Here is a 23,823-nt window from a genome sequence, read left to right as displayed (position 1 = left end):
AGGCGAGCCTATTTCCCGTCAGGCGTTGTTGCCAATACCTTGCAACAAGGCATGGGAATGATCACCGTCGGCCGCGCGTCGCCGTCGGCCACCGCCGCAGGCGCGGCGGTATCGTCACCGCCATGACCGACCGTCTCAGCCCCGGCGACGCCGCCCCCGAGTTCACCCTCCCCACCGACGACGGCGGGACGCTCTCCCTGGCCGACCTGCGCGGCCGTAAGGTCATCCTGTACGCCTACCCGGCCGCCATGACGCCCGGCTGCACGAAGCAGGCATGCGACTTCCGGGACTCGCTCGCCTCGCTCCAGGCCGCCGGCTACGAGGTGGTGGGCATCTCGCCGGACAAGCCCGCGAAGCTGGCGAAGTTCCGCGACCGGGACGCGATCACGTTCCCGCTCGTCGCCGACGAGGACCGGGCCGTGCTGACCGCGTACGGCGCGTACGGCGAGAAGCAGTCGTACGGCCGCACCGTCACCGGCGTGATCCGCTCCACGTTCGTCATCGACCCGGACGGCAAGATCGAACGGGCGCTCTACAACGTCAAGGCCACCGGCCACGTCGCCAAACTGCGCCGCGACCTCGGGCTCGACTGATCCTGTCGGGGGCTGCCGTTACCGTCGGCACGTGGTGCGTTACAAATACCCGCCCGACCTGCTGGCCGCGACCGCCGCACGGGCGCGCAACGTCACCGAGGTCATGCGGCTGCTCGGGGTGCGGGTCAGCGGCGGGTCGCACGCGCATATCAGCCGGCAGCTCAAACGCTTCGGCATCGACACGTCGCACTTCACCAGGCAGCCGCACAACAAGGGTCAGCGTGGTGTGCGGCGCACCTCCTCCGCACAGCTGCTCCTGCTGTTGCCGGCCGGCTCACGGCGCACGCCCGGCACCCGCCTCAAGTGGGCGCTGGGCGACATCGGTGTGCCGGAGCAGTGCGAGGAATGCGGTTGCGGCCCGGTCTGGCGCGGTCGGCCACTGACCCTGCACGTCGATCACATCAACGGCGACTTCCTCGACAACCGGCCACCCAACCTGCGGATCCTCTGCCCGAACTGCCACAGCCAGACGGACACCTTCGCGGGCCGCAACAAGGGCGACGGCATCGCGCATACCGCAGCGGGCCGGACTGCACACCCTCTCGGTGCGACGCTCTAGACTCAGCGGGTCGGCGGGAGTGGCGGAACGGCAGACGCGCGGGCCTTAGGAGCCCGTGTCCGAGAGGACGTGGGGGTTCGAAACCCCCCTCCCGCACTATCATCGGTGTCGGCCGCGTCACGAACGCGGGGCGTCGCCGGGTCACCACCCGCAGGATGGCGGGCGTGGACCTGCGCTTCGTGCTCGACCCCGACCTCACCCCCGAGCTGCGGGAGCAGCTCGTCGCCCTCTGGGTGGACGCGACGAACGCCGGTGGCGCGGTCGGCTTCGTCGCGCCGGTGACCGCGGCCGAGGTGCACCCTGTCGCCGCGTCGACCCTCGCCGAGGTCGCCGACGGGCCGGACCGGTTGCTCGCCGGCTACGAGGGTGACCGGCTCGTCGCCGTCCTCGTCATCGTCGACAACCGGTTCCACCTGAAGGCGCACTGGCGGGTGCTCAAGCGCGTCATGGTGCACCCCGACACCCAGGGGCGTGGTCACGGCGCGGCGCTGATGCGCGAGGCCGAGCGGGTCGCCCGGACGATGGGCGTGGCGGCGCTGCACGTGACCGTCCGCGACGGCCTCGGACTGGACGGTTTCTACCGCCGCCTCGGCTACCGCGAGGTAGGCCGCCTCCCCGCCGCCCTCCGCGTCTCCCCCACCGGCTCCCGCGACGAGATCCTCATGTGGCGCGACTTGCCCGGTCCAGCCGAAGACCAGAATGCTGACCGGTCGCTATACTGACCTGCATGGAGATCATCCCCATCACGGAGGCGAAGGCTCGGATCGCCGAGCTCGCCGACCGGGTCGCTCGGGAGCATGACCACTTCACGATCACCCGCAACGGCCGCGCCGACGTCATGCTGATCTCGGTTGCCGAGTACGAGTCGATGCGCGAGACACTCGACCTGCTGTCGGACGACGAGGCCTTGGCGGACCTGCGTCAGTCACGGGACGACTTCGTCTCCGGCGACACGTTCTCCATGGATGAGGTGCGCGCCGAGTTGGACCGGCGGCGAAGCAGAGCGGCCTGATGGCGGACCGGCGGGTGGACGGCCTCTCCAGCGAACCACCCAGTTCCTACACCGTGATGTTCTCCCGGCGGGCCCGCCGCAACCTGCACGAGGATCTGCCGTTGGAGGTGGCGATCGCCGCGACGGAGACCATCGAGCATGCGATCGCGGTCAACCCCTATCGGGTCGGCAAGCCGCTCGATGAACCCTTCGACGGCTTCCACTCCGCTCGTCGCGGCACCTACCGGATCATCTACCGGATAAACGAGGCGAAGCGAGTCGTCGAGATTCACTCGATCCGCCATCGGCGCGACGCCTACCGCTCGTAGCGGACGCCGAATCCGCGCCAGTCGACGTCCGAGCGGGTCAGCCGCACGCGGCGGTAACGGTGGACGGGGTAATCGGGGCGGCGGCGTCGAAGAGGGCCGCGGTTTCCGCCGGGGTGGGCTGGGACGGGAACGGGGACGCCGAGGCGCGGGCGCTGGGTCGCGGGCGCGTGGACGGGGAGCGGGACGGCTTCGCCGAGCGGGCCGTGGTCGCCGCGCCCGCGCCGTACATCCGGGTGGTGCTGCGCTGCACCTGGCCGGGACGCATCCGGATGCCGGTGGCGGTCGCGCGGTGGCCGTACACGTCGGTGACCCGGATCGAGTACGGGCCGGGGCCGGCACCCGACGGGATCAGCCAGTAGTTGTAGTCCTGGCGGTCCGCCGCCCGCCACGAGCCGTTCTGGCGGACCTCGACCGAGCGCAGCGGGTTGCCGTGGTCGCCGACCAGGACGGCGAACCACCACTGCGACGAGCCCTCCTTGAGGCGGAACGTGAGCGGGCCGGGCAGCGACGGGTTCACCACGGCCCGGTAGCTGATCTTCACCACGCCCTGCACCGGGTCGGCGATCCGGGCGAACGCCTCGGCGGAGAGGTCGAGGTGGCCGGCGGCGCACTCCGGGCACTGGTCCATGACGAGCACCCGGACGCTTCCGCGCGGGCCGGTGACGTCGAGGAAGCCGCCGCAGGAGGCGCCGGCCGCGTACTCGCTCGGGCCGAGCGCGACGTAGAGCCGGTTGGCCGGCGCGGCGGGCCGGGAGCAGTTGCCGCCGGCGCCCTTCGAGTCGTAGAACGTGGCCTTGCCGGTGTGCGTCGCGCCACCGACGGGCGGGGCGGCGAGCGGGGCCGCGGCCCGGGGTGGGGCCGCGCAGGCGGGTGCGGCGCCGCCGCGTACCGCGAGGGTGACCGCGACCACGGCGGCGAGCGTGGCCAGGCCGGCGGCGACGAGCCGGCGCCGGGTCCGGGGCGGAATCCGGCGGCCGGCCGGGGTCCCGTCGCCGGTGGGGGTCGGTGGGTGGGGTGTGCTGCCGTCGGTCACGCCAGCCGATGCTGCCGGACCGCCCGGCCGCCGGACAAGCTGGCTAAGCGAAAGCTAAGACCGGCGGGCGCGCGCGATGGCGGCGAGGCCGGTCAGTTCACCGGCGAGTTCGGGGCGCTGACGCAGCGTGTCCTCCAGCCGGACCCGCCAGAGGCCGGTCTCGACCGGCAGCCGGGCGGCGCCGGCCCGGCGGACCCGGTCGCGGCTCTCGGCGAGCGCCTCCCCGGCGGTGGGGCCGAGCAGGGCGTCGAACTCGTGGCTGAGCCAACCGAACAGTGCCTCGTCGGCGAGCGCGTCGCCGATCGTCCGCGCCGTGTCCCACGCCACCCGTGGCTGGTGGATCACCTGCATCTCGACTCCTCGGGTCGCTCCTGCGGTCTCGTTCATCATCGATCCGGTGGCCCTCGCCGGACAAGGCCCACCGGGGACGGGCCGTCCGGTCGGCCGGGCGGGTCGTCCGTCCGGACGAGGGTCCACGCGCGGGAACGTGAATCAGTAGCATCCTCGGCATGTCCGATCGCCACCCGTTCGCCGATCCCGACGCCCCGGCGCAGACCTCCGATGTGGAGGGCGACGGGCCGGTGGCGGAGCCGGCGCCACGGCGTCGCCGGGGCCGGCGGATCGTCCTGATCGCGCTGCTCGTGGTGGCGCTGCTCGCCGGTGGTGTCGCGCTGGCCGGCGGTCTCTACTACCGGTCGGTCGACAACTCGATCGACCGGGTGGACGCGTTCATCGGTGTCCCCGAGGAGGCCCGGCCGCGGGTCGAGGCCCGGGGCGCGATGAACATCATGATCCTGGGCAGTGACTCCCGCGATCCGGAGAGCACCGGCGGTTCGCGCAGCGACACCATCATCCTGGCGCACCTGCCGAAGGACCGCGCGAGCGCCCAGCTCATCTCGATCCCCCGGGACACCTGGACCGCCGTGCCGCGGTCGAAGGAGGGTCGCGGTGGCCGCGACGCGAAGATCAACGCCGCGTACGCCTGGGGCGGGGTGCCGTTGATGGTGCAGACCGTGGAGAAGTTCAGCGGCGTACGGGTGGACAACGTGGCGATGGTCGACTTCGCCGGCTTCAAGGAGATCATCGACGCCCTCGGCGGCGTCGACGTCGAGGTGGAGAAGGGCTTCACCACGAAGTACTCGCTGATCGGCACGCGCACGTTCAAGCCGGGCCGGCAGCGGATGGACGGGGCCGCCGCGCTCGACTACGCGCGGGAGCGGCACGCCTTCGCCGACGGTGACTTCGCCCGCATCCGGCACCAGCAGCAGGTGATCAAGGCGATCCTGGACCGGGCGGCGTCCGGCGGCGTGTTGACCAACCCGGCCAAGCTGAACTCGTTCGTACGGGCCACCTCCAGTTCGGTCGCGGTCGACAAGTCGCTGTCGCTCGCGGACCTGGCGTTGGAGATGCGCGGGCTGCGCGGCGGCAACCTCACGTTCTTCACCTGCCCGGTGAAGGGCACCGGCCGGGTCGGCAGCGAGAGTGTGGTGTTCCCGGATCCGGCCCGCGCCCGGACGCTGTTCCAGGCGGTCCGCCGCGACTCCGTTCCCGACATCCTCGCGGCCAGCGGGAAGTAGGGGGCGTCACGGGGGAGGTTCGACCATGGCACGCCTACCGGCGTTCGAGCAGTCGGCCGCGCTGTCGAGCGGTGCCGCGGCGATGACCGGCAGCATGGACGCGACCACGGTGCTGCCGTACGCGGGGTCCCGGGCCTCGACACGTACCCGCCGGTTGCGGGCCTGGATGGTGACGGCGCCCATCGACGTCGCGGCGCTGCTCGCCCCGCTGCTGCTGGCCCAGACCTACTGGCGCGGGACGCTTGTCAACGCCGCGCTCACGGTGGGGTTCTTCGCCACCGGTGGGCTCTACCGGCCACGCCGGCACATCAGCATCCTGGACGAGTTGCCCAGCCTCGGTGGCCGGCTGCTGGCCTCCGGCGCGGTGGTGGCCATCATCGCGGCGCTGCGGCACGACTCGGTGCCCTACGTCAGCGGTTTCATGCGGGATGTCGCGCTCTCCGCCGGCCTGGTGGTCGTGGGGCGGGCGGTCAACACCCGGATCGTCCTGCTGGCCCGCAGGCGCCGCTGGGTGGAGCACAACGCGATCGTGGTCGGCGGCGGGCCGATCGGCGGCGAGCTGGCCCGGCTGCTCCGGCGCTACCCGCAGTACGGGTTGCGTTTCGTGGGCGCGGTGGACGTCCCGTCGCGGCAGAAGCCCGGGTCGCTGCCGCTGATCGGCACGCTCGCCGACGTGGAGAAGCTCGTCACGGTGGTGGAGTGCGAGGTGCTCGTCATCGCCGACCCGGACTGCTCCGAGTCCGAGCTGATGGAGGCGCTGCTCCGGCCGGCCAGCTCGCGGTGCGACCTGTGGGCGGTGCCGCGCCTGTGGGGGTCCCGGTCGCAGGGCGGCCACCCGGACCACATCGGGGCCATCCCGATCGTGAAGATCGGTGACACCACGTTGGGCGGGCCACGGTGGATGGTCAAGCGCGCGTCCGACGTGGTCTTCGCCGTGGTGGCGCTCGTCGTGCTGAGCCCGCTGCTGCTGCTCTGCGCGGTCGCCACGTTCCTCGACGGCGGTCGGGGGATCTTCTTCCGGCAGGAGCGGATCGGCCGCTACGGTCGGCCGTTCCGGGTGGTCAAGTTCCGCTCGATGCGGCCGGCCGACGAGCACGAGTCGCAGACCACCTGGTCGATCGCGCACGACCGGCGGATCGGCCCGGTCGGGCGGTTCATGCGTCGCACCTCGCTCGACGAGCTGCCCCAGTTGTGGAACATCCTGCGCGGTGAGATGAGCGTGGTGGGGCCGCGGCCGGAACGCCCGTACTTCGTGGAGAAGTTCTCCGTGGCATACCCGGCCTACGCGATGCGGCACCGGGTGCCGGTGGGGTTGACCGGCCTCGCGCAGGTCAGTGGCCTGCGGGGGGACACGCCGATCTCGGACCGGGCGCGGTTCGACAACTACTACGTGGAGAACTGGTCGCTCTGGCTCGACATCAAGATCGTTTTGCGGACGGTCACGGAGGTGTTCCGGGGCGCCGGCCGCTGAGGTCGGCCAGTGCCTCGGTCAGGTCGGCGTGCCAGTCCCTCGGCGGTGGCAGGTTCGCGGCGGCCCACCGGCCGTGGCCCAGCACGCTGTAGCGGGGGCGCGGGGCCGGGCGCGGGAAGCGGTCGCTCGTGGTCGGGCGGACCCGGTCCGGGTCCAGGCCGCGCCGGGCGAACACCGCACGGGCCAGGCCGTACCAGGTCGTCTCGCCGGCCGCGGTGCCGTGGTAGACGCCCGGGGCGGCGTCGCCGGCGAGCGCCGCGTCGGCGAGGGCGACGAGCCGTCCGGCGAGCCGGTACGACCAGGTGGGCTGCCCGCGCTGGTCGTCCACCACGTCGATCCGGTCGCGTTCGTCGGCCAGCCGCAGCACGGTGGTGACGAAGTTGCGCCCGTGCGTGCCGTACAACCAGGCGGTACGCACCACGTAGCCGTGCTCGGGCAGCAGCCGGGTCACCGCCCGTTCGCCGGCGAGCTTGCTCCGCCCGTAGGCGTTGGCCGGGCCGGTCGGCGCGTCCTCCGGGTACGGCTCGGTCGCGTCGCCGCCGAACACGTAGTCGGTGGAGACGTGCACCAGTCGCGCGCCGGTCGCGGCGCAGGCCCGGGCCAGGTGCGCGACGGCGTCCCCGTTGACCGCGATGGCGTCCCGCTCGCGGGTCTCGGCACCGTCCACATCGGTCCACGCGGCGGCGTTGACCACGACGTCGTGCCCGGCGACGGCGTCCCGCACCGCCTCCGCGTCGGTGACGTCGAGGTCGGCGCGGGCGGCGGCGGTGACGGACCGGTCGGGCCGGGCGCGCAGCACCGTCACCAGGTCCCGCCCGAGCATCCCACCCGCGCCGGTGACGAGAATCCTCACGGGAGGAGGAGCTTACGCGACGGTAGTCTCCGCGGGTGCGTGGAATCCTTCTCGCCGGCGGCACCGGGTCGCGCCTCTGGCCGATCACCCGGGCCGTCTCCAAGCAGCTCATGCCGGTGTTCGACAAGCCGATGGTCTACTACCCGCTGTCCACTCTGGTGATGGCCGGGGTGCGGGAGATCCTGATCGTCACGACGCCCGAGGACCGCCCGCAGTTCGAGCGGCTGCTCGGCGACGGCAGCCAGTGGGGGCTGCGCCTGGCGTACGCCGAGCAGGCCCGCCCGGAGGGCATCGCGCAGGCGTTGCTGCTCGGCGCGGACTTCATCGGCGGCGAGTCGGTCGCGCTGATCCTCGGCGACAACATCTTCCACGGCGTCGGGCTCGGCCCGCAGCTCGCGCAACACGGCGACCCGGCGGGCGCGCGGGTGTTCGCCTATCCGGTCGCCAACCCGGCGGACTACGGCGTGGTCGAGTTCGACGCGGCCGGCCGGGTGCTGTCCATCGAGGAGAAGCCGGCCCGCCCCCGGTCCCGGTACGCGGTGCCCGGCCTCTACTTCTACGACCGCCGGGTGGTCGAGATCGCCCGTAAGCTCACCCCGAGCGCGCGGGGCGAACTGGAGATCACGGCGGTGAACGAGACCTACCGCGAGTGGGGCGAGCTGACCGTGACCGTGCTCGACCGGGGCACCGCGTGGCTGGACACCGGCACGTTCACCTCGATGATGCAAGCCGCCGAGTTCGTCCGGGTGATCGAGGAGCGCCAGGGCATGAAGATCGGCTGCGTCGAGGAGGTCGTCTGGCGGTCCGGGCTGATCGACGACGAGCGGCTGCGGAGCCTGGCGCTGCCGCTGGCCCGCAGCGGCTACGGCAGCTATCTGCTGGGCCTGCTGGCCGAGCCGCCGGCGCCCCGGAGCGGGTCGTGAAGATCCGGCCGCTCGGCATCGAGGGGGCCTGGGAGGTCACCCCGGTGCCGCACGGCGACCCGCGCGGGTTGTTCGTCGAGTGGTACCGCTTCGACCGGCTCGCCGAGGCGGTCGGGCACCCGCTGAAGCTGGCGCAGGGCAACCTCTCGGTGTCCGCGCGCGGTGTGGTGCGCGGCGTCCACTTCGCCGACGTCCCACCCGGTCAGGCGAAGTACGTGACCTGCGTCCGGGGGGCCGTGCTCGATGTGGTGGTGGACGTCCGGGTCGGCTCACCCACCTACGGCCGGTGGGAGACGGTACGCCTGGACGACACCGACCGGCGGGCCGTCTACCTGGCCGAAGGGCTGGGGCACGGCTTCTGCGCCCTGACCGACGACGCCACGCTCAGCTATCTCTGCTCCACCACCTACCGCCCGGCGGGCGAGCACACCGTGCATCCGCTCGACGCCGACCTCGCCATCGACTGGCCGGCGGCGACGCCGCTGCTCTCCGCGCGGGACGCGGCGGCGCCCAGCCTGGCGCAGGCGCGCGCGGCGGGCCTGCTGCCGGATTACGACACCTGCCGCTCCTTCACCGCCGACCGGGACGCCGGCCCGTCGTCCTGAGCCGCGTCGTCCTGCTCAGGGCCGTCCGGGGCCGGGCCGTCCGGGGCAGGGCCGTCCGGGGCAGGGCCGTCCGGGGCAGGGCCGTCCGGGGCAGGGCCGTCCGGGGCAGGGCCGTCTGCCGGCTCCGGGCCGACCGGCCGGCGCCGCACGGCCGCCCGCGCCGCCGTCCACACGGCACGGGCGTCGGCGCCGATCGGCGTACCGGCCCGGCCGTTCTCCCGGGCCCGGGCCAGGGCGAGGCCGATCGCGAGTCCGCCGAGCGCGCCAGCGGCGGCGTACGGCGGCCACCACACCCGCTCCGGCCGGCGCGGCGGGACGGCGGGCGTCGCCACCGCCACGTGGGCCTTGAGGCCCAGTCCGGCCGGCGGCAGGTCGCGTCGGGCGATCCGTCGCAGCTCGGCGGCGAGCGCGTTGGCGATCGCCGCGGCGGTGTCGGCCCGCCGGTCCGTCACGGCCACGTCGATGGTCAGGGTGTCCACGGTGGACCAGGCGACGACGCGGTCGGTCAGGTCGTCCGGCGGGTACGGCAGCCGCAGCGAGTCGATCACCGGGCGGGTCAGCCGCGGCGTGTTCATCATGGTGGCGTACGTCTTCACCCGCCGCTGCATGAGCTGGTCGGCCACCTCCTCGGACGGCGGGGGTTGCGGCGCGGCGGACCCGTCGGCCGCGAACGTGACGAGCAGCCGGGTCTGCGCCCGGTAGACGGGTTCGCGACGCTCGGCGAGCACGCCCGCGCCGACGCCGCCGAGCAACGCCAGCGCCACCACGATCGGCCACGAACGCCGGAGCACGCGGGCGAGGTCCATGAGGCGGCAGACTACCGGGCGGCCGGGCACGGCCGGCGGGCGATTGCGGCGGGCCGCGTCGGTCGGGTAGAACAGGCCGGCGACATCGCATCCCGGGGGAGGACGACGTGGTACGACGCTACGTCTCCCCCGAGCGTCTCTATCTGGCCTCCCTCGGCCTGACCGGGCTGGCCGCGCTGGTCTCGGTGACCCTGCCGGCGGCCCAGCGGGGGGAGCTGGCCGCGAACATGGTGAGCGCCACGGTGGGCGCCGCGCTCGGCGGTCTGTCCGTCGACACGTTCCTGCTGTCCCGCCCGGCCGGCTGGATCATGTCCCGGGGGCGACTGTGGATCGTCGGCATCCTCGCCGGGTCGCTCGGGCTCACCGCGCTCGCGGCGGCGCTGCTGACCACGCTGGCCGGGCTGGGCAGCCACCCGGTCGGTGTGACGGCCGGGTGCGCGCTCACCGTCTTCAACACGGCGGGCGCGCTGGGGCTGCGGCTGCGCCGGTTCTGGTTCGTCTACGCGGTGCGGGCCGCCGGCGGGGCCGTGCTGGTCGCCGGGTACGCGCTGCTCTGGTCGGGTCGCCGGCTCGACGGCGGGGACTGGAGCGAGCTGTGGCTGGGCGTGCAGCTCGCCACCGCGTCCGTGCTCGCGGTGGCGGTGCTGGTCTGGGCGCGGCGGTTCGGGCCGGTCCCGACGGCGACCGCCGGGCGCGGCGACTACCGTGCCGACCTGCTGGCCGTGGGCCGGCTGCACGTCGGGGTGTGCGCGCAGATGCTGACGTACCGGTTGAGCCAGGTCCTGGTGGCCCGGTTCGCCGGCGCGGGCCCGCTCGGTGTCTTCGCGCTGGCCGTGGCGGCGCTGGAGTTCGCGCAGTCCGGCGCCGTGGTGCGGGCGCAGCGGATCCTGGCCGAGCGGGACCCGGACGCCATCGGCGACCACGGCCGCGAGGTGGTCAGGGGCGCGACGCCGATCGCCGTGCTGGCCGTGGCCGGCCTGGCGGTGCTCGGCGTGCTCTCCCCCGACTACCGGCACGCCTGGGTGTTCGGGCTGCTCCTGCTGCCCGGGACGCTGGCGCTGTCGGCCGGCAAGACGTGGAGCGCCGCGCTGCTCAAGCGCGCCGGTGAGCGGGCCACCACCGCCGTGGCCCTGACCACCATGTCGGTGTCGGTGGTGCTGTACGTTCTGCTCATCCCGTGGGCCGGCGCGTTCGGCGCCGCGGTCGCCGCCTCGGTCGCCTACGTCGTGTACGCGCTCCGGACCCGGGCGCGCCTGCGCCGGGCCACGCCCCTCCTCGTCAGTCGGATGGCCTAGTGGTGGACGTTTCAATCGTGGTGTTGACCTGGGAAGACTTCGAGCGCACCCGGGCCTGTGTCAGGTCCCTGCCGGCCGGAGCGGAGACGGTGGTGGTGGACAACGGCAGCGCCGCCGGCATCGCCGACGCGCTGCGGGCCCTGTGCGCCGAGACCGGCGCCACCTACGTCCGCTCGGAGACGAACCTCGGCTACGCCCGGGGCATGAACCTCGGCGTCCGGCACAGCACCCGCTCACGGGTCGTGCTGTCCAACAACGACATCGAGGTACGCCCCGGCGCGGTCGAGCGGCTGGCCGCGGAACTCGACGACCCGGCGGTGGGCGCCGCGTTCCCGAGGGTGCGCGACGTCGACGGCGTGGACCGGACCGCCGCCGGCCGGTTCCTGACCGTGCGCGCCGGCGTGGCGCACGCCACCGGGCTCAGCCTCGTCCTCCCGAGGCTGCGGATCGTCGCGCCGCCGGAGCGGGGGGACTGGCTCTCCGGGCCGTTCGTGGCGATCCGGCGGGAGACGCTGGAGCGGATCGGCGGCGTCGACGAGTCGTCCTTCTTCTACTCCGAGGACCTGCGGCTGTGCTGGGCGGTGCGCCGGCTGGGGCTGCGCCTGGCGTACCTGCCGGACGCCGTGGTCACGCACGAGGACGACGCCAGCGCCAAGCGCCGGTGGCCGGCGGAGGAGATCGCCCGCCGGCAGACCCGGGAGTTCATCCGGGCCAGCCGCGAGCTGGCCGGGTGGCGTGGCACGGTCGCCTGTTCCGCGTACACCCTCGGGGTGCTGGCGCGGGCCGCGGTGGGCGGCGGCGCCCGCCGGGCGGTCGCCCGGGGCGCGCTCGAAGGCATGGCCGCCCGATGAGGGTGCTGTTCGTCTGCACCACCGGCGGGTCCGGCCGGCGGCAGCTCGGCGGCGCCGAGCGTTTCCTGATCGAGATGCTGCCGGCGCTCGCCGACCGGGGCGTGGACGTGGTCGCCGCCACCGGAGACGACGAGGTGGCGGCGGCGCTGCGGACCGCGGGCGTGCGCTGGCTGCCGCTCGCCGCCGCCGGGCGGGTCGACCTCGGCTACGCGCGGCGGATCCGGGCGGTCGTCGACGAGCTGCGGCCGGACGTGGTCAGCGCGCACCTGCTCTCCGCCGCCATGCACGCCCGCGCCGGGCTGGGCGTGCGCGGCCGGCGCACACCGCTCGTGGTGACGCTGCACAACAGCCTCTGGCAGTATCGCGACGCGGCCGGGTCGCTGCGGGCGAAGGCGGCCGTGCAGGCGAACATCGCCACGGACCTGATGATGCGCCGGCTCCGGCCGCACGCGACCGTCGCGGTCTCCGCCTTCGAGGCCCGGGAGCTGCGGGTACGCGGACGGGTGCGGGACGTGCGGGTGATTCCGAACCCGCTGCCGGCGATCTGGCCGGAGGCGGCCGACCGGCCCGCGCCCGCGCCGGACGAGCCGGTCCGGGTCGGCTTTCTCGGGCGGCTGGAACGGGAGAAGGGCGCGGACCTGCTGCCGGCCGTCGCGGCGGCGCTGCCGGACGTCGAGTTCCTGGTCGCCGGCGCCGGCGACCTGCCGCTCGCCGCCCGGCCGAACCTGCACCTGATCGGGCGGGTGGACGCGGCGCCCTTCCTGCACCGGATCCACTGCCTGCTGGTGCCGTCCCGGGTGGAGGCGTTCGGGCGCAGCGCGCTGGAGGCGATGTCGCTCGGCGTGCCCGTGGTGCACTCCGGCGTGGGTGGCCTGGCCGAGGTCACCGCGGCCGGCGACGGCGTGCTCGCCTACCGGGCGGAGCCGACCCCGCAGGCGATGGCCGCCGCGGTGCGCACGGCCACCCGCCCGCAGGCGTGGGACGACCGTCGCCGCGAGCTGGCCCGGGGGTACGCCACCCGGCACTCCTTCGCCGGCTGCGTGGACACCTGGCTCGACCTCTACCGGACGGTGACCCGTGACGCCGGCTGAACGTCGACTCTGGTCGGTCGGGCTCCCGTTCGCGCTCGGTGCGGCCCTGCTGCTGGCGACCTGGGACGCGGGCATCGCGGTCACGTTCGCGTTCACCGTCGGCGCGTCGCTCGCCGCCCGCGCCCGGATGTGGGCGCTCGCCGCGTGCGCCGTCGTGTGGACCGCCGCGCTGATCGCCGTGCGGGTGCTGCCCGGCCCGTACGACTCGTGGGCGGGTCGCGGGGTGCTGCCGGTGCTCGCCGGTTACGTGACCGTCTTCCTGCTGGCGTGGGCGGCCGGGCGGCGGCTGGTCGACCGGCGTGACGCCGGACGGTCGGCGCCGTCCCGCCCGGAGCTGTCCTGGCCGTCCGAGCGGCGCCTGCGGGCGTACCTGTTCGTGCTGCTCGGCGTGGCGGTGGTGACTGCGGCGGTCCGCTTCCGCGGCACCCTGCCGCCGCTGCTCGCCGACAACCCGGACGCCGCCCGGCAGGTGCTCCGCGAGCAGTCCAACCTGGTCGTCGGCCTGCTGTCCGAGGCGTGGACGCTCGGCATGGCCGTCTCGCTGCTGCGCGCGCTGTCCGGACGCCGGCCGGCGCTGCCGCTCTACTACGCGCTCACGGCGGTGTTCACCGTCGGCGCGGCGCTCGGCGCGAGCAAGAACTCGGTGCTCGTCGGCATCGCGCCGGCGCTGATCGCCGCGCTGTCGGTGCGGCGTACCCGGGGTCGGGCCGCGTCGTTCCTGGCCGCGCGGACGCCTGTGGTGCTGCTGATCGGCGCGGTGGCGCTCGGCGCGGCGGTGTTCCTCGGTGGGCAGCGCACCATGGCCGGAACCGGCGCGTTCGAGACCGAGTTCCGGGCCCGGTACGGCAGCAACGCGCTGACCAGCAGCGCCGGATCGCTCGACCTGTCGCTGAGTTCCTCCACCGAGACGTTCGGGCGGGTCTGGTCGCAGCGGGCCCACCTGGAGCCCCGGCACGGCGCCTACTCGCTGACGTTCCTCGGCTCCCGGGTCGAGCCGCTCGTCGGCACGGCCGACCTGTACGGCTTGACCGCCCAGCTCAGCCAGCCGTACCTGATGAACACCGCCACCTTCGTGGCCATCCCGCTGCTCGACTGGGGTCCGCTCGGCGCGGTGGTCTTCCTGGCCGTGCTCGGGCTGGCGGTCGGCGGGACGGAACGGTGGTTCGAGTTCTCCGCCGCGCCGGCCGGGCAACTGGCCCGGGCGTTCGTCGTCTACTTCGCGTTGTTCGGCGTCTACGAGCTGTACCCCCTGATCTATCCGACCTGGTTGAGCCTGGTGCCCGGCCTGGTGGTTCTGCACCGGCTGGGAAGGACCACGACGTGACCGGGACGCCGTTTCACGGGCTGACCGTGGTGACCGTGCTCTACCGGTCCGCCGGCATGCTCGCCGAGACGCTGCCCACCTGGGTACGCGCCGCGCGCGACCTGCCGGTCCGGTTCGTCTTCGCCGACCACCAGCCGGCCGACGGGTGCGCCGGGATCGTCGCCGGTCACCTGCCCGCCGGCCGGTACGCCTACCTGCCCGACCCGTCGAACCCGGGCTTCGCGGCCGGCTGCAACCGGGCCGTGGCGACCGTCGACACGTCCCACGTGCTGCTGCTCAACCCGGACGTGTGGCTGCCCGACGACGCGCTGGCCCGGATCTGCGCCGCCGTCACCGCGCGCCCGGACGACCCGGTCGCGGTGGGCCTGGCCATGCACGGCGGCGAGTACGTGGGCATCGACGTCAACCCGCTCTCGCTCTTCATCGACCGGCCGGCCACGGTCGGCCGGGCCCCGCTCGGCCCGTCCGGCGGGGCGGCGGTCTTCCCGACCGCGCTGTTCCGCCGCTTCGACGGTTTCTGGGAGCACCTGTTCGCCTGGGGCGAGGACGCCGACCTGGCGTTCCGGCTCTACGCCGCCGGCCTGCGCACACGCGGGCTGGACCTGGTGCTGCCGCACGCCGGTGGGCACAGCGTGTCCGGCGACGACCGGCTGTCGGCGTACCGGGCGTTCCTGCTGGCCCGCAACCGGCTGCTGGTCGCGGCGCGCACCTTCACCGGGCCGCTGCTGCTCGTCGCGCTGCCGGTCCTCGCGCTGGCGCACGTCGCGCTGGCCGCCCGGCGGATCCGGCAGGGCCTGCTGCGGCCGTTCCTGCGCGGCGTCGGGCGCGGGCTGGTCGAGGCGCCGGCCGCCCGCCGACAGTGGACCGGCAGCCGGTTCGGCTTCGCGTCGCTGCGCGGCTTTCTCACCACCCGGGAGGCCCGATGACGCACCGGTGGACCGTGGTGACGGTCGCCTACAACTCGGCCGGGACGCTGCGACGCTGCTGGCGCGGCCGGAAACCGTACGAGTGGCTGGTGGTCGACAACGCCTCCGCGGACGACTCCGCCGCGGTCGCCGCCGAGCTGGGCGCGCGGGTCATCCGGCTGCCGTGCAACGTCGGCTTCGCCCGCGCGAACAACGTGGCGCTGCGCGAGGCCGCCGGCCGCTACGTCCTGTTCGCCAACCCGGACCTGGAGGTACGCGCCGACGACCTGCCCGTGCTGGCCGGGCACCTGGACGTGCACGGCGGCCTGGTCGCCCCGCAACTGCTCGGCACCGACGGCACACCGCAGGCCAACGGGCGCGGTTTCCCGTACGCCACCGCCAAGCTGGGCAACCGGAACGTCTGGCCGCTGTCCCGGCTGCACGCCTCGTACCGGCAGGTGGTCGCGCCGGGTGAGACGCGCTACGTGGCCTGGGTGATGGGCGCGGCGGTCGCCGGCCGGACCGCCGACGTCGCCGCGCTGGGCGGGTGGAACGAGCGGTTCTTCCTCTACTACGAGGACCACGAGTTGGGTCTGCGCGCCTGGCGGCGGGGCCGGCCGGTCGCGGTGCGCGGGGACGTGCGGTGGACGCACCACTGGGCCCGCGCGACGAACACGCTGCGGTGGTCCCGGGCGCACCGCCTGGAACTGCGCTCCGCCCGGACCTTCTTCGGCATGTTCCCCGAGTTCCTGGTCGGACTTCCGCGGCCGGACAGCCGGCACCGGGAGGCCGCCCGGCTGGTCGGGTCGCCGGTGCCGGACGGTGCCGGTCCGGTCACGCGGGGGACCTGAACGCGAACGGCGCTTTGGTAGCGTCTCGCCGTGTCCGTGACGCGCCCCCCGGCGGCGGTCCTCCCCGCGGCGTACTCCCCCGCGCCGCCGGTGCCCGGGCCGCATCCGTCGGCCCGTCTGGTGGGCGGGTGGATCCGGCTGACCCGGTCCCCCTACTGGGCGATCGCGGGCCTGCTCGTGGTGCTCGGCGCCGGGCTGCGGATCCGGCAGTGGGCGTACGCGCGCAGCCTCTGGAGCGACGAGCTGTACGTGGCGCACAACCTGCGGGAACGCGGCTACCTGGAGCTGTTGCGGCCGTTGGCGTTCAGCCAGTCCGCCCCGCCCGGCTGGCTGTGGCTGGAACGGCTCACGCTCGACAGCCTCGGCGACGGCGAACGGGCGCTTCGCCTCGTACCGCTGCTGTTCGGGCTGGCGCTGCTGCCGCTGGTGGCCTGGTTCGGGCGACGGCTCCTGCCGCCGTTGGCCGCCCTGGCGGCGCTGCTGCTGGTCGCGGTCGCCCCGTTCCTGATCGGCTACTCCAACGAGCTGAAGCAGTACAGCGCCGAGGCGTTCTGCGTCACGCTGCTCGTCGGCCTGGCCCTGCTGCTGGCCCGGGGCGCCCCGACCTGGGCCGGCGCGGCCCTGTTCTGGTCCGTGTCGCTCGTCGCGGCGCTCTTCAGCACGCTGTCCATCCCGGTCGCCGGCGCGCTCGGCGTGCTGCTCGCCGCGCGGGCGCTCACCCGCGCCGGCCGCACCTGGGCGTCCCGGTGGCGGGAGTTGGGGCGGTTCGTCGCGCCCGCGCCGGCCTGGGCGGTGGTGGTGCTCGTGGTGTACGTCCTGCTCCTGGCCCCGGGGCTGGACGACGCCCAGCTCGCCGCCTACTGGCGCGGCAAGTCGATCTATCCGGCGCGTCCGCTGACCGACCTGCCGGCCACCGTGGACTGGTTCACCGCGACCTACCGGAGCCTGGCCACCGTGCCGTTCGTGGCCCGGTCGGCGTGGGTGGTCGTACCGCTGCTGGTCCTCGGCGCGGTGGTGGGTCGACGCCGGCTCTCCGGCGTGGCGGTGCTGGTCCTGCTCGTGCCGCTGGCGGCCGGACTGGCCGGTGCGGCCGTGTCGGTCTACCCGTTCAACGGCCGGTTGGCGCTCTACGCGGTGCCGGCGTGCCTGCTGCTGGCCAGCCTGGCCGTCGCGCCGCCGGTCGCCCGGCCCGGCCTGCCCGGCCGGATCCGGTGGGCGCTCGGGGCTCTGCTCCTGCTCGCGCTGGCGGTCCCGCAACTCGCCACCGACGTGGTGGCCACGGCGCACCCGGCGCGGGCCTTCGCCCAGGGCGGCGGCGCCAACGCGGCCGACTACCGCACCGCGCTACGCCACCTGGACGCCCAGCGGCGCCCCGGTGACCTGGTGCTCGCCACCTCCGTCTCCTGGAACGCCCAGTCCTGGTACGGCCCACCGGCGGACGCCTACGTGGTCGCGGCCGGACCGGGCGGCTGCCCGAACCGGGTGGTGTCGACGCTGCTGGCCGGCCGGTCCCGGATGTGGCTCTTCCAGGCCACCGACTGGGCGGACGGGGCGAACCGGGACGTCATCGTCCGGCTCGGCGGTGGTGGCGTGGCGGTCACCGAGCGGCAGTTCAACGGGGCGCGCGTGGTCCGCTTCGACCTGGCGGCGGGCGTCACCAAGGGAAGCGACGTCTGCCTGGTGCCACCGCCGAACGGCGCCCGGCTCCGTTAGCTGTGGCGGTGCCAGAGGTCGCGCAGGGCGTCCCAGTTGCCGCCGAGCCCGGCCCCGCACGGCGTCTCCATGTAGATCGCGGCGACGCTGTCGTCCCGGCCCCACCAGATGCCGCAGACCGGGCGCCCGTCCTGGCCGTTTCCGGCGTACTCGACGTAGCTGCCGGGGGCGTTGCTGGTGCCGCCGGTGACCTGCGCGGCCTCCCGCATCCCGGGCGCGAGCGCGCGGCCGATGATGCCCATCTGCTGGCGGAAGGCCCGGGCGGCTTCCTTCTTCTCGGCCGACTCGTACGCCGCGAAGTGCAGCGACACGCCCAGGTAGCGGCAGAAGACGTGCTGCTTCTCGCCGGCGGCGAGCGCCGGGCCGCTCTTCTCCGTGTTGATCGCGCAGCCGCCGACCTCGTCGAGCCATAGCTCGGCGAGCGGCATCAGGCCGGCGTCGAACTTCGCCTTGTTCAACGAATACTGTGTGGCCTCGTAGAGCGCCGGGGAGGCGCTGGCCGCGGGGGTGGCCGGCGCGCCGTCACCGGCGAGCGCGCGGCCGGCGAGCAGCCCGGCGCCGCCGGCCAGCACGGCGGCCATGACCACGCCGCCGATCCACAGGCCGGTCCGGTTGCGCGGCGGACGCGGGACCGGGGTGATCCGGGGCCCGCCGGTCGCCACCAGCGGATCGGGGGCGGTGGCCTGGGCCGGGGCGGCCGGCACCGGCATGCCGGGCGACACCGGCACACCTGACGACGGCGCGCCGGAAACCGGCTGCGCGGGGGCCATCGCCCACGGCTGCGGGCTCCACGGCAACTGCGGTGGGGAGGAGACGGGCTGCGGCGGCGCCGAGACCGGCGGTGGCGGCGGGAGGAGGTCAGCGGTGGCGGTGCGTTGATAGTCCATGCCGAGCGACTGGAACAGCCGGTCGGCGGCGGTCGTGGCCTCCGACGGATACGCCACCCAGGGCTGGTCGGCGGTGAAGTCGGCGTGCACATAACGGTGACCGCCGGGCGTCTGGGCCAGCACGTTCGCCGCGTTGGTGAAAGCCTCCCGCCAGCGCTGGTCGCCGGCCGCGGCGCCGTCGAGCGTCGCCACGGTCACCGGCCGGTCCTGCCCGTCGAGTGCCGCCCAGCCCCGGCCGACCTGGCACTCCCCGAGCACCTCGGTGAACCTGTACGGACCTTCCGGCTGCATCCCCACTCCTCTGCTCACCCGCCGTGCGGATAATACAGAGGCAGCGCCCGCCGGCTGGTCCGCCCACGCTGCTCATTCGCGTGCCGGCAGCCCCAGCGTTTCCGGGAATGTCGCCACCCGGTAGAGGTCGCGGACGTGCGCCTCCGCCGCCCGTAACGCCTCCGCGAGCGGCAGGCCCTCGGACGCTCGGTGGTAGAGGATGTGCGAGCCGGCGGCGAAGGTCCCCATCGGCTGGTCGAGGTGGACCTCGATGACCGATGTGACACGGCACGCGGACGGCGTGAAGCCGAGGGTGAGACGGATGGAGATCTCGTTGCTCAGGAAGGGGTGCAGCGAGATCGGCATCCGGATCGTCTTACGGATGTCCGCCTGCTGCACCCCGTCCTGCTCGGTGCTGAGGATCAGGTGCGGGTAGAGGCCGCTGTCCGGCCCGAAGTCGTAGTCGAGCGTGACGCCGGTCGCGAAGTCGCCCAACTCCCGGTCGCACCGGCCGAGCGACGCCACGACGTCGCTGGCGACCGCCTCGGGTGCCGCGTCCCACTCGCGCACGGAGCTCAGACCCCCACCGTGTCCTCTGCTTAGAACGCCTTGATGGTCTTCACCACCCAGGCGCCCTTGTGTCCCTGGTAGCCCTTGTCGATTCGCTTGAGGACCAGCGTGACCGTGTACGCGTCCTTGGGCGTGGCCTCGCCCTTCTTCGCGACCCGGCCCACAGGGTAACTGAACCGCTTGGTGTATTCGATCTCCGCGCCGGACTGCGACTTGGCCGCCCACTTGTTGATCTTGTCGATGTTGTCGGCGACGACCGCGTCCACGGTCTGCTGGTAGGTGTCGCCGTTGAGGGTGGACGCCACACCCTTGGCCTTCGGGTCCGTCTCGGCACGTGTCTTGATCTCGGTGTCCGTCTTCCCCACGTGGTCCTTGGGATGTGCGCCCGCGACCCCGTGATCGAGATCGATCTTGCCACAGTTGTGGGCGAGCACCGGGACGTTGCCGGCGAAGACGTAGTAGGTGTGCAGGTCCGCGACGTTGAGGTTGTAGACGGTCGTCCGCTCGGTGCGGGTGTCGACGTGGTCGACCTCGACCCGGCGCCCGTCGGCGGTGAGCAGCGACTGACCCTGCCTCAGCTCGCCGGCCTTGACCCAGGCGTTGGCGTCGGTGGTCCAGAAGGGGTGGTTCCAGGTGGCCGTGAGCGTCTCGGTCGCGGTGCCCCGGTCGCCGTCGGTGTCGATGGTGACCTTCGCCAGCACCTTGGTGCCCGAGCCCTTGATGGTCTCGATCACCCGGCCGGTCGCCGAGACGCCGACGAGCGCGTTCGCCGAGCGGACCTCGTCGCCGACCCGCAGCCGCTCGATGGCCTTACGGCTGCCGTCGGCGAGCAGCACCTTCGTGCCGGGCGCGAAGCTGTTCGGCACGTTGTCGCACTTCTTGGCGAGTTCGTCGAACACCCGCCACGCGTCGCGGAACTTGTCCCCGAGTCGACCCATGTTGATGCCGGCCGGCACATAACCGGCGATCGGGATCGCACTGAGCCCGGAGAGCACACCGCCCACCCAGTCGCCCCGGGCGAAGGAGATGCCGGCGTCCACCCCGTCGCACGCCTCGCCGTACGCCGGCACCAGGCCGCACACCATGAGGACGAGCTGCACGACGTCGAGGATCAGGTCGGGGTTGTCCTTCACGAACTCCTTGATGTCGTCGACCATCTCGCAGCCGGGCCCGGTGTTCAGCCCGGCGGTGGTGCACTTGGTGGGCCGCACGAGCGCGTCGGCGAAGTCGACGTAGACCTTCGCGCACTCCGCGGTGAGCTGGGACGGCTGCACCATGCAGCTCCAGGTCCGGTGCTGCTCCAGCGCCGTACCGTCGCCGTCCCAGGCGCTGCCCGGGGCGGTGTTCCGCTGGGCGGCCTCCCACTCCTTCAGCTTGGTGTTGTAGATCTGCTCCGCTTCCCGGGCCGCCTGGTTCGCGGCGGCGGCGTCGGCGCCGGCCTGCTTCGCCGCCTGGCGGGCGTCCCGGGCGGCCTGCGCGGCCCCCGCGGCGTCCTGGCGGGCCCGCTTGGCCGCCGCGCCGGCCGTGGCGGCGGACTGGGCGGCCTGGTTGGCGCTGGCCTGGGCGGAGTTCGCGGCGTTGCGTGCCGTGGTGGCCGACTGGGCCGCCTGATCCGCGGAGTTCTTCGCCGCGACCGCCGAGGTGTTCGCGTCATTGGCGTACTCCGCGGCCTTGTCCGCCGACGCCTTGGCCTGGTCGGCGTACGTCTTCGCCTCCGCCGCCTTGCCCGCCGCGACCGCCGCGACCCGGTTCGCCTCAGCCGCGTCCGACACGGCCGACTGGGCGTACCGCTGCGCCTCCGCGATCAGCGTCTGCACCGCCGCCACGTGCGCGGCCTGCTCCTGATCCCGCTGCGCGGCCTGGTAGCGGCCCGCCGTCAGGAAGTACGAGATGTACGACGGCGGCCCCGCCAGAGCCACCTGCCCGGCCGCCTTCACCTGCGGCCCACCGGCATCGATCGTCCGGTAGACCTCCAGCCGCTCGTCGGCGGTGCGGGCCGTGTACTGCCCCGAGCGCAGGAACTCGTGGCGGTCCGCGTTCGTCCCCGCCAACGCCCGCTCCGCCGCCGTCGTCAGCGTCGGCCCGGACGTCTCCAGGATCTTGTAGATCGCCTGCCGATCGACCGTCGCCTTACCCGGGTAGCTCCGCGTCCGCAGGAACGCCTGCACCGCCGCGTCGTCGCCGTCCAACGCCGCCTGCGCCGCCGACTTCTCGTTCCCGTCCGGCAACGTGTCGACCAGGTGCCACACCCGCGCCCGATCGTCCTGACCCACCGCGACCCGACGACCGTCGGTCAACCACGACCGCAGCTCCACCTCACCGCCGGTCAGCGCCTCCGACGCCGATGCCTTCGTGTGCTCGCCGCCGGTGGTCAACAGGTTGATCGCGGCCCGCCGGCCCCGGTCGAGCATGACCGCGGTGGTGACACCCGACGCGGTCGCCTCGGTGAGCAACTGACGGGTGGCCGGGTCGACCCGATCCTCCTCCGCGGTGTCCCACAACAACTTGCGGTTCCACGCCACCACATCACCCACCGCGGCGTTCTTCGCCTGCTCGAACGCCTGCGCGTCCTGCGCCGCCAACACACCCTGCTCGGTGGACTCCGCCAGCCGCGCGTCGTCCTCCTCGCGCGCCAGCCGCTCCAACTCGACAGCCTTGTTCGCCGCCTCCACCGCCGTGTTCGCCGCCTCCACCGCAGCCGCCGCGTGCTTCGCCGACTCCGCCGCCGCCTTCGCCGCGTCACCCGCCGCCGCAGCCGCCGCCTCCGCCGCGTCCGCCGCCGCCTCCGCATGCGCCGCCGCCCGCCGCGCGAACTCGAACGCCTCATCCGACGCCTTCGCCGCCGCCACCGCCAGCGCGTACGCCCGGTCCGCCGCCCGCGACGCCGCCGCCGCCTGCGCCTGCGCCCGCGCCGCCGCGTCCCGCGCCCGCTTCGCCTGCGCCTCGGAGACGCCGGCCTGGGCCCCCGCCTTCCGCGCTTCCGCCGCCGCGGCGTCCGCGTTGGCACTCGCGCCCTTCGCCGCGGTGCTCGCCGACTTCGCCTGGGCGAGCGCGCGGTCCCGCTGGGCGCGTACCTGATCCAGCTCGCGCGCCTTGCGGGCCGCGTCCCGGGCCTGCTGCGCGGCCTGTCGAGCCGCCGCGGCCTTGCCCGCGTCGGTCCGGGCGTCCGCCGCGGCCCGCTGCGCACGCGCGGCGGCCTGGGCGGTCAGAGAGGCGGCGGTGGTCGCCTTCCGGGCGGCGTCGGACGCCACTCGGGCCGCACGCATGGCGGCGTTCGAGGCGCTCACCGCGTCCCGGGCCGCGTCGGCGGCGCCGTCCGCCGCGTCGGCGGCCCGGCCGGCGGCGGCCGACGCCTTGGCGGCGGCCCCGCCCGCCGCGGCGGTCTCGTCCGCCGCGATCTTGGCCTGCTTCTTGGCCTCCTCGGCCGCGTTCGCCGCCCGGTTCGAGGCCTCCGTCGCGGCGAGCGACTCCCGGGCGGTGGTCTCACTCGCCTGCTTCGCCTGCTCGGTCAGGCTGCGGATGGAGGCCAGCTCCTTGTCCCGCGCGCGGGCGACGAACTGGCCGGCGGTGATGAACTCCCGCAGGTCGTCGGCCGAGCCCTGGAGCGCCTGGGCGGCTGCCGTGTCGAGCACCGGACCGGAGTTGTTGGCCCCACCGGTGAGCATCTGGGTCGCCGCCAGCCGGTCGTCCGCGACCGCCGCCGCGTCGCGCCCCTCGGCGAGGAACTCGGTGAGTTGCTCCGGGGTGCCGTCGAGTGCCTTCTGCGCGGCTGCCCGCATGGTCGGCCCGCCGGACTCCAGCAGGCGGTAGGCCCGCACCCGCTCGTCCGCGGCCCACGGCGCGCGCCAGCCCCCGTCGACGTACGCCTGAACGTCAGCCGGCGTTCCGGCCAGGGCCTGGAGGGCGCCGGCCCGCATCGCGGGACCGTCCATCGAGGCGAGCGACTCCGCCGCGGCACGCGCGTCGGCGGCCCACGCCTCGTCCACCCCGCCCTCGAGGAACGTACGTATCGCGGCGTCGTCGGCCAGCAGCATCTCCGCGGCGGCACGCTTGACCGATGGGGTGCCCTCGGTCACGTAGGTGACGAGCACCTCCCGGGCCACCGCCGGGTCCCAGGGATATTCCTCGTCCTCGGCGCTCGCCGGCGCCGCCTGAATGAACGATCCGATCAGCACCGCCGCCGTCGCGACGGCGACACGTCGCACCCAGCCGGGTGTCAGTCGATGATTTTTGAAAAGCGCAGCCCGCATTGACTGTGCAGTCACAGCAACCCCCGTGGAAGCGAGACAAGACAGCCGGAATGCTATCGATCAACAGCAGTGTCCA

The 23,823-nt window shown here is 74.0% G+C and carries 23 protein-coding genes and 1 tRNA gene; 17 read left to right on the top strand and 7 right to left on the bottom strand.

All coding sequences use genetic code 11. The features are described 5' to 3' along the window. Positions 1–122 precede the first annotated feature (122 nt). From bcp to O7619_RS09920, 6 genes are all read left to right on the top strand, one after another. Positions 123–593, top strand: coding sequence for a thioredoxin-dependent thiol peroxidase (gene bcp, locus O7619_RS09945; protein ID WP_281584634.1), 471 nt, complete (start codon positions 123–125; stop codon positions 591–593). Positions 594–624: 31 nt separating this feature from the next. After that, positions 625–1,152 carry an HNH endonuclease signature motif containing protein gene (locus O7619_RS09940; protein ID WP_282287173.1) on the top strand — a complete coding sequence of 176 codons (528 nt, stop codon included), beginning with the start codon at positions 625–627 and terminating at the stop codon, positions 1,150–1,152. Positions 1,153–1,165: 13 nt separating this feature from the next. Further along, a tRNA-Leu gene (locus O7619_RS09935) sits at positions 1,166–1,248 on the top strand. 68 nt (positions 1,249–1,316) lie between these two features. Continuing rightward, positions 1,317–1,874 carry a GNAT family N-acetyltransferase gene (locus O7619_RS09930; RefSeq protein ID WP_282287171.1) on the top strand — a complete coding sequence of 186 codons (558 nt, stop codon included), beginning with the start codon at positions 1,317–1,319 and terminating at the stop codon, positions 1,872–1,874. Between the two features lie 5 nt (positions 1,875–1,879). Further along, positions 1,880–2,164: a type II toxin-antitoxin system Phd/YefM family antitoxin gene (locus tag O7619_RS09925; protein WP_282287170.1), complete on the top strand. Its 285-nt coding sequence runs from the start codon at positions 1,880–1,882 to the stop codon at positions 2,162–2,164. A gap of 14 nt (positions 2,165–2,178) precedes the next feature. Next, entirely contained in the window at positions 2,179–2,472 is a 294-nt protein-coding gene (locus tag O7619_RS09920; RefSeq protein ID WP_348774375.1) for a type II toxin-antitoxin system RelE/ParE family toxin, read from the top strand. A gap of 37 nt (positions 2,473–2,509) precedes the next feature. Here O7619_RS09920 and O7619_RS09915 read toward each other — a convergent pair whose 3' ends face one another. Both O7619_RS09915 and O7619_RS09910 read right to left on the bottom strand, forming a co-directional pair. Beyond that, positions 2,510–3,505, bottom strand: coding sequence for an expansin EXLX1 family cellulose-binding protein (locus tag O7619_RS09915; protein ID WP_282287166.1), 996 nt, complete (start codon positions 3,503–3,505; stop codon positions 2,510–2,512). Positions 3,506–3,559: 54 nt separating this feature from the next. Beyond that, positions 3,560–3,856, bottom strand: a complete 297-nt coding sequence (locus O7619_RS09910; RefSeq protein ID WP_282287164.1) for a hypothetical protein — start codon at positions 3,854–3,856, stop codon at positions 3,560–3,562. 158 nt (positions 3,857–4,014) lie between these two features. Here O7619_RS09910 and O7619_RS09905 point away from each other — a divergent pair, with 158 nt between their 5' ends. Further along, entirely contained in the window at positions 4,015–5,082 is a 1,068-nt protein-coding gene (locus O7619_RS09905) for an LCP family protein (RefSeq protein ID WP_282287163.1), read from the top strand. 25 nt (positions 5,083–5,107) lie between these two features. Next, positions 5,108–6,553, top strand: a complete 1,446-nt coding sequence (locus tag O7619_RS09900) for a sugar transferase (RefSeq protein WP_282287162.1) — start codon at positions 5,108–5,110, stop codon at positions 6,551–6,553. Here the strand turns inward: O7619_RS09900 and rfbD are convergent. Then, positions 6,522–7,406, bottom strand: coding sequence for a dTDP-4-dehydrorhamnose reductase (rfbD, locus tag O7619_RS09895; protein ID WP_282287161.1), 885 nt, complete (start codon positions 7,404–7,406; stop codon positions 6,522–6,524). The genes O7619_RS09900 and rfbD overlap by 32 nt on opposite strands. A gap of 35 nt (positions 7,407–7,441) precedes the next feature. Here rfbD and rfbA point away from each other — a divergent pair, with 35 nt between their 5' ends. Both rfbA and O7619_RS09885 read left to right on the top strand, forming a co-directional pair. Continuing rightward, on the top strand, positions 7,442–8,329 hold the full coding sequence (gene rfbA, locus O7619_RS09890) for a glucose-1-phosphate thymidylyltransferase RfbA (protein WP_282287160.1): 888 nt from the start codon (positions 7,442–7,444) through the stop codon (positions 8,327–8,329). Beyond that, positions 8,326–8,934, top strand: a complete 609-nt coding sequence (locus O7619_RS09885) for a dTDP-4-dehydrorhamnose 3,5-epimerase family protein (protein WP_282287159.1) — start codon at positions 8,326–8,328, stop codon at positions 8,932–8,934. The genes rfbA and O7619_RS09885 overlap by 4 nt, the downstream gene beginning before the upstream one ends. Here the strand turns inward: O7619_RS09885 and O7619_RS09880 are convergent. After that, the gene (locus O7619_RS09880) at positions 8,880–9,740 is read right to left on the bottom strand and encodes a lipopolysaccharide biosynthesis protein (RefSeq protein WP_282287158.1); all 861 of its coding nucleotides are present in this window, start codon (positions 9,738–9,740) and stop codon (positions 8,880–8,882) included. The two genes, O7619_RS09885 and O7619_RS09880, sit on opposite strands and share 55 nt — an antisense overlap. 107 nt (positions 9,741–9,847) lie before the next feature. On the opposite strand from O7619_RS09880, the gene O7619_RS09875 reads away from it, so the two are divergent. From O7619_RS09875 to O7619_RS09845, 7 genes are read left to right on the top strand one after another with little or no spacing between them, the layout of a single operon-like run. Further along, positions 9,848–11,035 (top strand): hypothetical protein, encoded by a 1,188-nt coding sequence (locus O7619_RS09875; protein ID WP_282287157.1) that lies wholly within the window; start codon positions 9,848–9,850, stop codon positions 11,033–11,035. After that, a complete protein-coding gene (locus tag O7619_RS09870; RefSeq protein ID WP_348774360.1) occupies positions 11,035–11,886 on the top strand; it encodes a glycosyltransferase family 2 protein in 852 nt (283 codons plus the stop codon). The genes O7619_RS09875 and O7619_RS09870 overlap by 1 nt, the downstream gene beginning before the upstream one ends. After that, the gene (locus O7619_RS09865) at positions 11,883–12,977 is read left to right on the top strand and encodes a glycosyltransferase family 4 protein (protein WP_282287155.1); all 1,095 of its coding nucleotides are present in this window, start codon (positions 11,883–11,885) and stop codon (positions 12,975–12,977) included. The genes O7619_RS09870 and O7619_RS09865 overlap by 4 nt, the downstream gene beginning before the upstream one ends. Further along, positions 12,964–14,301 carry a hypothetical protein gene (locus O7619_RS09860; RefSeq protein WP_282287153.1) on the top strand — a complete coding sequence of 446 codons (1,338 nt, stop codon included), beginning with the start codon at positions 12,964–12,966 and terminating at the stop codon, positions 14,299–14,301. The genes O7619_RS09865 and O7619_RS09860 overlap by 14 nt, the downstream gene beginning before the upstream one ends. Next, entirely contained in the window at positions 14,298–15,227 is a 930-nt protein-coding gene (locus O7619_RS09855) for a glycosyltransferase (protein WP_282287151.1), read from the top strand. Before O7619_RS09860 ends, O7619_RS09855 begins: the two co-directional genes overlap by 4 nt. After that, positions 15,224–16,057 (top strand): glycosyltransferase, encoded by an 834-nt coding sequence (locus O7619_RS09850; RefSeq protein ID WP_282287149.1) that lies wholly within the window; start codon positions 15,224–15,226, stop codon positions 16,055–16,057. The genes O7619_RS09855 and O7619_RS09850 overlap by 4 nt, the downstream gene beginning before the upstream one ends. 30 nt (positions 16,058–16,087) lie before the next feature. Next, positions 16,088–17,770 (top strand): hypothetical protein, encoded by a 1,683-nt coding sequence (locus O7619_RS09845; protein ID WP_282287147.1) that lies wholly within the window; start codon positions 16,088–16,090, stop codon positions 17,768–17,770. Here O7619_RS09845 and O7619_RS09840 read toward each other — a convergent pair. The 3 genes from O7619_RS09840 to O7619_RS09830 form a co-directional block, all read right to left on the bottom strand. After that, entirely contained in the window at positions 17,767–18,948 is a 1,182-nt protein-coding gene (locus O7619_RS09840; RefSeq protein WP_282287146.1) for a hypothetical protein, read from the bottom strand. The genes O7619_RS09845 and O7619_RS09840 overlap by 4 nt on opposite strands. 72 nt (positions 18,949–19,020) lie before the next feature. After that, the gene (locus tag O7619_RS09835) at positions 19,021–19,497 is read right to left on the bottom strand and encodes a hypothetical protein (RefSeq protein ID WP_282287145.1); all 477 of its coding nucleotides are present in this window, start codon (positions 19,495–19,497) and stop codon (positions 19,021–19,023) included. A 29-nt stretch (positions 19,498–19,526) separates the two neighbouring features. Beyond that, on the bottom strand, positions 19,527–23,702 hold the full coding sequence (locus tag O7619_RS09830) for a polymorphic toxin-type HINT domain-containing protein (protein ID WP_282287144.1): 4,176 nt from the start codon (positions 23,700–23,702) through the stop codon (positions 19,527–19,529). Positions 23,703–23,823 lie beyond the last annotated feature (121 nt).

This window comes from Micromonospora sp. WMMD998 (assembly GCF_029581235.1).
Classification (GTDB): Bacteria; Actinomycetota; Actinomycetes; order Mycobacteriales; family Micromonosporaceae; genus Micromonospora.
Note: the sequence above shows the minus strand (reverse complement) of the source record. Positions and strands in the feature narration are given on the sequence as shown.